This window comes from Mycobacterium decipiens, from assembly GCF_963853665.1.
GTDB lineage: Bacteria > Actinomycetota > Actinomycetes > Mycobacteriales > Mycobacteriaceae > Mycobacterium > Mycobacterium decipiens.
Genome location: NZ_OY970459.1, coordinates 3,445,811 through 3,455,689, shown reverse-complemented (window position 1 = coordinate 3,455,689; position 9,879 = coordinate 3,445,811). Strand labels below are relative to the sequence as shown.

The window sequence follows — 9,879 nt, the reverse complement described above, 5'->3', positions numbered from 1 at the left end:
AAGCTGCCACACAGACCTGCCGGAGGCGTCCATCGGTGCGATCGGCGCCGCGGCCGTCGGTATGACGCCGATCGCAGCCGGCAGCCCGGCCGGGAGGTACCCCCAGCCGATGGGCCCGGCGCCGGCCCCTAACGTCCCGACCGTCGCCGAGTTGATCAGCCTGGGGATCTGCCGTTGTCGTTCAGCGTGACGAATATCCAGCTGGCCGCCGATGGCTCCGCCAGCGCGGACGTTACCGGCTCGGTCCGAAGCTCGCGTTGCCGGTCACCCCGGCGATACAGCTGCTGCGGGCCGCGGAAAAGTGATCGCGGCGGCGGGCGTCATCCCCGGTTATCAGCTAGGCCGGCCGGCCTCGTGGCGTGTCCATGTCGAACACCCGCGCGTGCAGCACGGTGCGGTTACGCAGCGCCGCCCGCACCGCCCGGTGCAGGCCGTCCTCGAGATAGGTGGTGCCTCGCCACCTCACTGCGTGCGGGAAAAGGTCGCCGTAAAACGTGGAGTCCTCGGAAAGTAGGCGGTCCAGCGCGAGCACCGTCGTCGTGGTGACCAACTCGTCGAGCCGGATTTGTTGCGGCGGAATCTGGGACCAGTCGCGATAGGACAGCCCATGCTCGGGGTACGGCTTGCCTTCCCGCACGCCCTTGAAGATCATGGGCGGATCTTCCCTGGCGCGTCGCTGAAGCCCGACGGGATCATGCTGGACAGGTTAGCCCGAATATCTGTACCACTGTGGGCGGCTGCTGAGACCGTAAAATGAAGCCGGCCAGGCAGGTGCAAGGAGGTGACGAGTCAATGGGAAGCGCCGACGAGCGTCGCTTTGAGGTGCTGCGTGCCATCGTCGCCGACTTCGTTGCGACCCAGGAACCAATCGGCTCCAAGTCCCTGGTGGAGCGTCATAACCTGGGCGTCTCATCCGCAACCGTCCGCAATGACATGGCAGTGCTGGAAGCCGAAGGCTACATCACCCAACCGCACACCAGCTCCGGCCGGGTTCCGACGGAGAAGGGCTACCGCGAGTTCGTCGACCGTATCGAGGACGTCAAACCCCTGTCGTCGGCCGAGCGGCGGGCAATTCAGCGCTTTCTTGAATCCGGCGTCGATCTCGACGACGTGCTGCGCCGTGCGGTGCGGCTGTTGGCTCAGCTGACCCGCCAGGTAGCCGTCGTGCAGTATCCGACGTTGTCGACGTCGACCGTTCGTCATCTGGAAGTGATCGCGTTGACACCGGCCCGGCTGCTGATGGTGGTCATCACCGACTCCGGCCGGGTGGATCAGCGCATTGTCGAACTTGGCGACGTTATCGACGATCATCAGCTGTCGCAGCTGCGAGACATGCTCGCCCAGGCGCTGGACGGCAAGAGGTTGTCGGCGGCCTCGGTGGCGGTGGCCGAGCTCGCCGGTCAGCTCAATGGCGCCGGGGGGTTGGGCGACGCCGTTGGCCGCGCGGCGACGGTGCTGCTGGAATCGCTGGTGGAGCACACCGAGGAACGCCTGCTGTTGGGCGGCACCGCGAACCTGACCCGCAACGCCGCCGACTTCGGGGGTTCACTGCGGTCGATATTGGAAGCGCTCGAGGAGCAGGTGGTGGTGTTGCGGTTGCTGGCGGCTCAGCAGGAAGCCGGCAAGGTGACGGTGCGCATTGGCCACGAGACCGCGGTTGAGCAGATGGCGGGCACCTCGATGGTGTCCACGGCCTATGGCTCCTCCGACACCGTCTACGGTGGCATGGGGGTGGTGGGTCCGACCCGGATGGACTACCCGGGAACTATCGCCAGTGTCGCCGCGGTTGCTCTTTATATTGGCGAAGTCTTGGGTGCCCGATGAACGCGCACCTGCTGCAGAATTTGTGGATGGCCGCGTAGGCGCGGCATAAGACGCGGCATAGGAGAATCAAGCGTGGCACGCGATTATTACGGGCTGCTCGGCGTGAGCAAAGGCGCCAGCGATGCGGACATCAAACGCGCCTACCGCAAGCTGGCGCGCGAGCTGCATCCCGACGTCAACCCCGACGAGGTTGCGCAGGCGAAGTTCAAAGAAATCAGCGTCGCCTACGAGGTGCTCAGTGACCCGGACAAACGTCGCATCGTGGACCTGGGCGGGGATCCGCTGGAGAATGCCGCGGCGGCCGGCAATGGGTTCGGTGGCTTCGGTGGCCTGGGCGACGTGTTCGAGGCGTTCTTCGGCGGCGGCTTTGGCGGTGGCGCGGCATCACGCGGCCCGATCGGCCGGGTCCGGCCGGGTTCGGACTCGCTGCTGCGCATGCGACTGGATCTCGAAGAGTGCGCAACCGGTGTCACCAAGCAGGTCACCGTCGACACCGCGGTCTTATGCGACCGGTGTCAGGGCAAGGGCACCAACGGCGATTCCGCCCCGGTACCCTGCGACACCTGCGGTGGTCGCGGGGAGGTGCAGACCGTGCAGCGATCGCTGCTGGGTCAGATGCTGACGTCGCGGCCCTGTCCCACCTGCCGCGGTGTCGGGGTGGTTATCCCCGACCCGTGCCACCAGTGCATGGGCGACGGCCGGGTGCGGGCCCGCCGGGAGATCAGCGTCAAGATTCCGGCCGGTGTCGGCGACGGGATGCGAGTTCGGCTTGCCGCTCAGGGTGAGGTCGGGCCCGGGGGAGGGCCGGCGGGTGACCTTTATGTCGAGGTCCATGAGCAGGCTCACGACGTCTTTGTCCGCGAAGGTGACGATTTGCACTGCACGGTTTCGGTGCCCATGGTCGACGCCGCGCTGGGTGTCACGGTCACGGTGGACGCCATCTTGGACGGTCTGAGCGAAATCACCATTCCGCCTGGCGCGCAGCCGGGCTCGGTGATCACGCTCCGCGGGCGCGGGATGCCGCATCTGCGTTCCAACGCGCGGGGTGATCTTCACATTCACGTCGAGGTGGTGGTCCCGACCCGGCTGGATCACCAGGACATCGAGCTGCTGCGCGAACTGAAAGGCCGCCGCGGTCGCGAGGTGGCCGAGGTCCGCTCGACCCATGCCGCCGGCGGGTTGTTCAGCCGGCTCCGCGAGACCTTCACCGGGCGCTAACGCGGGTTTTCGGGTTCCAGGGGCCCTGTACATGGTGGCGACGCTGTTCTATGTCGACGCATTGCCCGATACGGGTGCGGTAGCGGTCGTAGCCGGCGACGAAGGTTTCCACGCAGCCACGGTGCGGCGGATCCGTCCGGGCGAGCAGTTGGTGCTCGGCGACGGCGCCGGCGGCCTGGCCCGCTGTCGGGTGGAGCAGGCCGGGCGTGCTGGGTTGCATGCCCGGGTGCTGGGGCGTTGGAACGTCGACCCCGGTCGGCCGTCGGTGACGGTGGTGCAGGCGCTGCCGAAGTCCGAGCGCTCCGAACTGGCGATCGAATTGGCCACCGAGGCCGGCGCCGATGCGTTCCTGGCCTGGCAGGCGGCGCGCTGCGTGGCCAACTGGGAGGGCGCCCGGATCGACAGGGGCCTGCGCCGCTGGTGTGCCGTCGCCCGCTCGGCGGCCCGGCAATCGCGCCGGGCGTATATTCCGCCGGTTGACGGCGTGGCGTCCACCGCGGCGCTGGTTCGGCGGGTGCGTGACGAGGTGGCCGCCGGCTCGACGGTGTTGGCGTTGCACGAGGCGGCGACCGATCGGCTTGCCGATGTCACTCTGGCGCAAGCGAACTCACTGATTCTGGTGGTCGGTCCCGAGGGTGGTATCACGCCGGACGAGATCGCCGCGCTGACCGACGCCGGTGCGCTCGCAGTCCGGCTCGGCCCGACCGTGCTGCGGACATCGACCGCGGCTGCGGTGGCGTTGGGGGCGTTGGGCGTGCTTACCTCGCGTTGGGATTGAGCCGTCACCCAAAGGCGCTGACCTGGTAACGATCTTGCAGTGCAGGAAGGAGCATGCCTGATGGCTAACAATCCGCACGATCTGAGTGCGATCTTCGACCAGCATGTTGCCAAGGAGTTTGTCGCCAAGGACGTCAAGGCGACGATGGCGACCATGTCCGCTGACCCTTTCGTCAACCACGTGCCCACCATGATGGGCGGGGTCGGCGCCGATGGGGTGGCGGACTTTTACGACAGGTATTTCATCGGGCATTGGCCTGCCGATACCACGATCGTTCCGGTCTGTCGTACGGTGGGCGCCGACCGCGTTGTCGACGAGATGATCATGTCGTTCACGCACGACATCCCAATGCCGACGCTGCTTCCTGGCGTGGCACCCACCGGTCGCGCGGTGATGCTGCCGGTGGTGGTCGTGATGGGCTTCGATGCGGACTCCGAGCCGCCAAAGGTTGCCTTTGAACGCATCTACTGGGATCAAGCGTCACTGTTGGTGCAGGTCGGGCTGTTGGACGAGGCCCTGCTACCCGTCACCGGCGTCGCCCAGGCCCATAAGGTGCTGGATCGGGATTTGCCGGCGAATACGCTGCTCAGGCGATGATCTGGGGCGGGCCTATTGACCAGCGGTAGACTGACAACGCTCACCGCTTGAAACTCGCAGAAAGCAGGCATCAGAAACCACGTGACGCCCCGCGAGACCCGCGCTGCTGACGCTGGTGTAGCCCGGCAGGCCGACACTCAAGTTCGCAGCAGCATCGACGTTCCGCCCGACCTCGTTGTGGGCTTACTCGGTTCGGCCGACGAGAACCTGCGTGCTCTGGAACGCACGCTGAGCGCCGATCTGCATGTGCGCGGCAACGCGGTGACCCTCTCCGGTGAGCCGGCCGACGTCGCGCTGGCCGAGCGGGTGCTCTCCGAGCTGGTGGCGATCGTGGCCAGCGGCCAGCCATTGACCCCGGAGGTGGTGCGCCACAGCGTCGCCATGCTGGTCGGCACGGGCAACGAGTCCCCAGCCGAAGTGCTCACCCTAGACATCTTGTCGCGCCGGGGTAAGACGATTCGTCCCAAGACGCTCAACCAGAAGCGTTACGTCGACGCGATCGACGCGAACACCATCGTCTTCGGGATTGGCCCGGCCGGTACCGGGAAGACCTACCTCGCGATGGCCAAGGCGGTCCACGCGCTGCAGACCAAGCAGGTGACCCGCATCATCTTGACCCGCCCCGCGGTGGAAGCCGGTGAGCGCCTTGGTTTTCTGCCGGGCACGCTGAGCGAAAAGATCGACCCGTACCTGCGGCCGCTCTATGATGCGCTGTACGACATGATGGACCCCGAGCTGATCCCGAAGTTGATGTCGGCGGGGGTCATCGAGGTGGCGCCGCTGGCGTACATGCGTGGCCGCACCCTTAACGACGCGTTCATCGTCCTGGACGAGGCGCAGAACACCACGGCCGAGCAGATGAAAATGTTCCTCACCCGGCTCGGCTTCGGATCCAAGGTCGTCGTCACCGGGGATATCACCCAGATCGACCTACCGGGCGGCGCCAGGTCGGGTCTGCGGGCGGCGGTGGACATCCTCGAGGACATCGACGATATCCACATCGCGGAGCTGACCAGTGTGGATGTGGTGCGCCATCGGCTGGTGTCGGAGATCGTCGATGCTTACGCACGATACGAGGAGCCCACCTCCCGGATGAACCGGGCGGCTCGGCGGGCGCCCGGCGCCCGCGGTCGCCGATGATGTTGGTTATGAAGCGAAACGACCGGGAAAACCGATGAGCATCGAGGTATCCAACGAATCGGGCATCGACGTCTCCGAGGCGGAACTTGTCAGTGTCGCGCGGTTTGTCATCGCCAAGATGGACGTCAATCCGGGCGCGGAGTTGTCGATGGTGTTGCTGGACACCGCGGCGATGGCCGACCTACACATGCGCTGGATGGATCTGCCCGGGCCAACCGACGTAATGAGCTTCCCGATGGATGAGCTCGAGCCAGGGGGTCGCCCCGACGCCCCCGAACCGGGACCGTCCATGCTGGGCGATATCGTGCTGTGCCCGGAATTCGCCGCCGGGCAGGCGGCTGCGGCCGGCCACAGCTTGGGCCACGAGTTGGCCTTGCTGACCATCCACGGTGTGCTTCACCTGCTGGGCTACGACCACGCCGAGCCGAACGAGGAAAGGGAGATGTTCGCCCTGCAGGACCGGTTGCTTGAAGAGTGGGTAGCCGAGCAGGTCGAGGCCTACCAGCACGACCGGCAGGACGAAAGGGACCGTCGGTTGCTGGATAAGTCAAGGTATTTCGACCTTTGACCGGGCACTATCAGCTGCTCGGCTCGATCATGCTGATCGGTCTGGGCGGGTTGTTCGCGGCGATCGACGCCGCCATCAGCACGGTGTCGCCGGCCCGGGTGCACGAGCTGGTACGCGACCAGCGGCCGGGCGCGGGGTCGCTGCTCAAGGTGATGGCCGAGCGGCCGCGATACATCAATCTGGTCGTGCTGCTGCGGATCACCTGCGAGGTCACCGCGACGGCGCTATTGGTGGTGTATATCCGGCACAACGTCAGCATGGATTGGGGGTTGTTTGTCGCCGCGGGCATCATGGTTTTGGCCAGCTTTGTTGTCGTCGGTGTCGGCCCACGCACCCTTGGGCGCCAGAATGCGTATTTCATCTCGTTGGCCACCGCCCTTCCGCTGCGGGTGATCTCGTGGCTGTTGATGCCGATCAGCCGCTTGCTGGTGTTGCTGGGTAACGCGCTCACCCCGGGCCGCGGCTTTCGCAACGGGCCGTTCGCATCCGAAATCGAGCTGCGTGAAGTGGTCGACCTGGCCCAGCAGAGTGGCGTGGTGGCCGCCGACGAGCACCGGATGATCGAGTCGGTCTTCGAGCTCGGTGACACCCCGGCCCGGGAGGTGATGGTGCCGCGCACCGAGATGATCTGGATCGAAAGCGACAAGTCGGCCGGTCAAGCGATGACCCTGGCGGTACGTAGCGGACATTCCCGCATTCCGGTGATCGGCGAGAACGTCGATGACATTGTTGGGGTGGTGTACCTGAAAGACCTTGTCGAGCAGACGTTTTGCTCGGGGCGTGGCCGCGAAGCGGCCGTTGCGCAGGTGATGCGCCCGGCTGTGTTCGTGCCGGACTCCAAGCCGCTGGACGCGTTGCTGCGCGAAATGCAGCGTGACCGTAACCACATGGCTCTGCTGGTCGACGAGTACGGCGCGATAGCCGGCCTGGTCAGCATCGAAGACGTGCTGGAGGAAATCGTCGGCGAGATTGCCGACGAGTATGATCAGGCGGAGACGGCTCCGGTGGAAGACTTGGGCGACAAGCGTTTCCGGGTATCGGCACGCCTGCCAATCGAAGACGTCGGCGAGTTGTACGGCATGGAGTTTGACGACGGCCTTGACGTCGACACGGTGGGCGGGCTGTTGGCCTTGGAACTGGGCCGGGTTCCATTGCCCGGGGCTGAGGTGGTATCGCACGGCCTGCGGCTGCACGCTGAAGGCGGCCCGGATCATCGGGGACGCGTGCGCATCGGCACAGTATTGCTGAGCCCGGCCGCAGCCGACGGTGTCGACGGTAAGGAGGCCGATCACCGTGGTTGAGCAGCTAGAAGCCGCGCTATGACGCCGAGCGTGAATTCACTGCGAGAAATCACGCGAAAATTCGCACTGGGTACACGCTCGGCGAGGCAACGCGCGTGAGTGAATTTCGTTCCGGCTTCGTGTGTTTGGTCGGCCGACCGAACACCGGCAAGTCGACCCTGACCAACGCGCTGGTCGGGGCCAAAGTGGCGATCACCTCGATGCGGCCGCAGACCACCCGGCATACCATCCGCGGGATCGTGCATCGCGACGACTTTCAGATCATCCTCGTCGACACCCCCGGTTTACACCGGCCACGCACCCTGCTCGGCAAGCGGCTCAACGACTTGGTCCGCGACACCTACGCCGAGGTTGACGTCATCGGGTTGTGTATCCCCGCTGACGAGGCGATCGGTCCGGGGGATAGCTGGATCGTCGAGCAGATTCGTTCGGTCGCTCCGAGGACGACCGTCGTCGCCATCGTCACCAAAATCGACAAGGTGTCGAAGGATCGCTTGGCCGCCCAGCTGGTCGCGGTGAGCGAGCTCGTGACCAGTTCGGCGGAGATCATCCCGGTGTCGGCGGTCACCGGCGAGCAGGTCGACTTGCTGATCGACGTGCTCGCCGCGGCATTACCCGCCGGCCCGGCGTACTACCCCGACGGGGAGTTGACCGACGAACCCGAGGAGATTCTGATGGCCGAGCTCATCCGCGAGGCTGCCCTGGAGGGCGTGCGCGATGAGCTGCCCCATTCGCTGGCGGTAATGATCGACGAGGTCAGCCCGCGCGAGGGGCGTGACGATCTGATCGACGTACACGCCGCACTGTACGTCGAGCGAGACAGTCAGAAGGGAATCGTCATCGGCAAGGGTGGTGCCCGGCTGCGGGAGGTGGGTACCGCGGCCCGTAGCCAGATCGAAAAGCTGCTTGGGACCAAGGTCTACCTCGACTTGCGTGTCAAGGTCGCCAAGAACTGGCAGCGCGACCCCAAACAGCTTGGCCGACTGGGCTTTTAGCTGTTCCACCAAACCTGCGGCTGCTTGGTCGCCCAGCCGCTGACGGCTTCCAATTCGGCGGCCAGCGAGATCAGCACGCCCTCGCTGTTGGCGGGTCCCATCAGCTGCACACCGATCGGTAAGCCGTCGGAGGTAAATCCCGCCGGCACGTTGACCGACGGCCAGCCCAGCAGGTTCCACGGCCAGGTCAACGGGCACGCGGCGATGATAGCGCGGTCGGTGCCGAAGCTGCCCAACCTGTCGAACGCGCGCGCCAGTGGCGGTGGCTGGGCCGTGGTCGGTGCCAGCACCACGTCCACGATGTCGAAGACCGAGCCGACCCGACGCTGGTCGGCGGCCTCGTGGCGGCGTGCGCTGCGCAGAATCGCTTGTGACAGCGCGTGACCCGTACGCAGGTTGGACACGGTGCGAGGATCCAGCGTGACACCGTCGCCCAACCGCTGGGCCCATTCCCAGAGACCCGCGGTGGACCGGGCCAGAAAGTTCCACGACATCCGCAGGCCATAGTCCGGGTTGCCGGGTACCACGGTGTGGCCGAGCAGCTCGAGCTGTTCGCTCACCGTCCGTGTTGCGGCCAGGATCTCTGGATGCAGCTTGGCACGAAAGCCCGTGTACGGGAAGCGGGTTGACAATGCGATCTTCAGCGGGCCCGGGGCGATGCCGACGAAATCGGAAACCGTCACCGAAGGCGGCTTGTGCAGGTCGCCCTCGACGTTGCCGGACGCGGCGTCGAGCACCAGCGCCGCGTCCGCCACGGTGCGGGCCAGCACGCCGTTGACCGTGATGCCGTTGAACGCCTCCGCCAGTGGCCAGGTGGAGATGCGGCCGCGTTGCGGTTTGATGCCCACCAGGTGCGTCCACGCCGCGGGGATGCGGACACTGCCGGCGCCGTCGGAGCCGATGGCGGCGGTAACCAGGCCGGCGGCCACCGCGGCCGCGCTGCCGCCCGAGGATCCGCCCGGCGTGTGCCGGCGCGACCAGGGGTTGCGAGTGTGTCCGAAGCCGGGCCCGCTGGTGAACGGCCACTGGCCGAGTTCGCAAGTGTTTGTCTTGCCGACGATCACCGCGCCGGCCGCCTTGAGGCGCCGGACGACCTCGGAGTCGTGGGTCGCGGGCCGCACGTACCCCTGGGTGCCGAAGGCGGTGGGCACTCCGGCAACGTCGACGTCGTCTTTGACCGCGATCGGCACTCCCAGCAGCGGTGCGGTGTCGCCGGCGCCCCGTCGCCGGTCGGCCGCCGCCGCGTCGGCCAGCGCGGATTCGGCGAGCACGACCCGAAAGGCGTTCAATGTGGGTTGGCTCACATCGATCGCGCGCAGGGAACGTCGCACCAACTCCTCTGAAGTCACCGCGCCGGTGGCCAGCTGGTAGAGCAGATCGGTCAAGGTGGGCAGGCGCTGAGCTCCGGATCCAGAATCGGCCCCACAAGCGGACCCAGAAGCGCCAACCACGGGGTAC

The 9,879-nt window shown here is 66.3% G+C and carries 10 protein-coding genes and 1 pseudogene; 9 read left to right on the top strand and 2 right to left on the bottom strand.

The genetic code is table 11. The features are described from left to right. Nucleotides 1-16: 16 nt before the first annotated feature. A pseudogene (locus tag AADZ55_RS15230) lies at nucleotides 17-269 on the top strand (hypothetical protein); the annotation flags it as partial. A gap of 68 nt (nucleotides 270-337) precedes the next feature. Here the strand turns inward: AADZ55_RS15230 and AADZ55_RS15225 are convergent. Beyond that, on the bottom strand, nucleotides 338-652 hold the full coding sequence (locus AADZ55_RS15225) for a type II toxin-antitoxin system VapB family antitoxin (protein WP_085326983.1): 315 nt from the start codon (nucleotides 650-652) through the stop codon (nucleotides 338-340). Nucleotides 653-792: 140 nt separating this feature from the next. On the opposite strand from AADZ55_RS15225, the gene hrcA reads away from it, so the two are divergent. The 8 genes from hrcA (at nucleotide 793) to era (ending at nucleotide 8,421) form a co-directional block, all read left to right on the top strand. After that, on the top strand, nucleotides 793-1,824 hold the full coding sequence (hrcA, locus tag AADZ55_RS15220; protein WP_085326984.1) for a heat-inducible transcriptional repressor HrcA: 1,032 nt from the start codon (nucleotides 793-795) through the stop codon (nucleotides 1,822-1,824). 72 nt (nucleotides 1,825-1,896) lie between these two features. Continuing rightward, nucleotides 1,897-3,042 (top strand): molecular chaperone DnaJ, encoded by a 1,146-nt coding sequence (gene dnaJ, locus AADZ55_RS15215; RefSeq protein ID WP_085326985.1) that lies wholly within the window; start codon nucleotides 1,897-1,899, stop codon nucleotides 3,040-3,042. Nucleotides 3,043-3,073: 31 nt separating this feature from the next. Beyond that, nucleotides 3,074-3,820 (top strand): 16S rRNA (uracil(1498)-N(3))-methyltransferase, encoded by a 747-nt coding sequence (locus tag AADZ55_RS15210; RefSeq protein WP_085326986.1) that lies wholly within the window; start codon nucleotides 3,074-3,076, stop codon nucleotides 3,818-3,820. 60 nt (nucleotides 3,821-3,880) lie between these two features. Beyond that, complete coding sequence (locus tag AADZ55_RS15205) at nucleotides 3,881-4,417, top strand: hypothetical protein (protein WP_085326987.1); 537 nt, start codon at nucleotides 3,881-3,883, stop codon at nucleotides 4,415-4,417. A gap of 81 nt (nucleotides 4,418-4,498) precedes the next feature. After that, nucleotides 4,499-5,557: a PhoH family protein gene (locus tag AADZ55_RS15200; RefSeq protein WP_085326988.1), complete on the top strand. Its 1,059-nt coding sequence runs from the start codon at nucleotides 4,499-4,501 to the stop codon at nucleotides 5,555-5,557. Nucleotides 5,558-5,591: 34 nt separating this feature from the next. Next, nucleotides 5,592-6,125: an rRNA maturation RNase YbeY gene (gene ybeY, locus AADZ55_RS15195; RefSeq protein ID WP_085326989.1), complete on the top strand. Its 534-nt coding sequence runs from the start codon at nucleotides 5,592-5,594 to the stop codon at nucleotides 6,123-6,125. Then, complete coding sequence (locus AADZ55_RS15190) at nucleotides 6,122-7,426, top strand: hemolysin family protein (protein WP_085326990.1); 1,305 nt, start codon at nucleotides 6,122-6,124, stop codon at nucleotides 7,424-7,426. The genes ybeY and AADZ55_RS15190 overlap by 4 nt, the downstream gene beginning before the upstream one ends. A gap of 95 nt (nucleotides 7,427-7,521) precedes the next feature. Next, nucleotides 7,522-8,421: a GTPase Era gene (gene era, locus AADZ55_RS15185; protein ID WP_085326991.1), complete on the top strand. Its 900-nt coding sequence runs from the start codon at nucleotides 7,522-7,524 to the stop codon at nucleotides 8,419-8,421. On the opposite strand, the gene AADZ55_RS15180 is transcribed toward era, so the two are convergent. Then, the gene (locus tag AADZ55_RS15180; protein ID WP_085326992.1) at nucleotides 8,418-9,872 is read right to left on the bottom strand and encodes an amidase; all 1,455 of its coding nucleotides are present in this window, start codon (nucleotides 9,870-9,872) and stop codon (nucleotides 8,418-8,420) included. The genes era and AADZ55_RS15180 overlap by 4 nt on opposite strands. Nucleotides 9,873-9,879 lie beyond the last annotated feature (7 nt).

Coding starts and splice junctions, on each gene's coding strand:
- AADZ55_RS15225 (WP_085326983.1), bottom strand. CDS start 652: ATGATCTTCAAGGGCGTGCGGGAAGGCAAGCCGTACCCCGAGCATGGG.
- hrcA (WP_085326984.1), top strand. CDS start 793: ATGGGAAGCGCCGACGAGCGTCGCTTTGAGGTGCTGCGTGCCATCGTC.
- AADZ55_RS15210 (WP_085326986.1), top strand. CDS start 3,074: ATGGTGGCGACGCTGTTCTATGTCGACGCATTGCCCGATACGGGTGCG.
- AADZ55_RS15205 (WP_085326987.1), top strand. CDS start 3,881: ATGGCTAACAATCCGCACGATCTGAGTGCGATCTTCGACCAGCATGTT.
- ybeY (WP_085326989.1), top strand. CDS start 5,592: ATGAGCATCGAGGTATCCAACGAATCGGGCATCGACGTCTCCGAGGCG.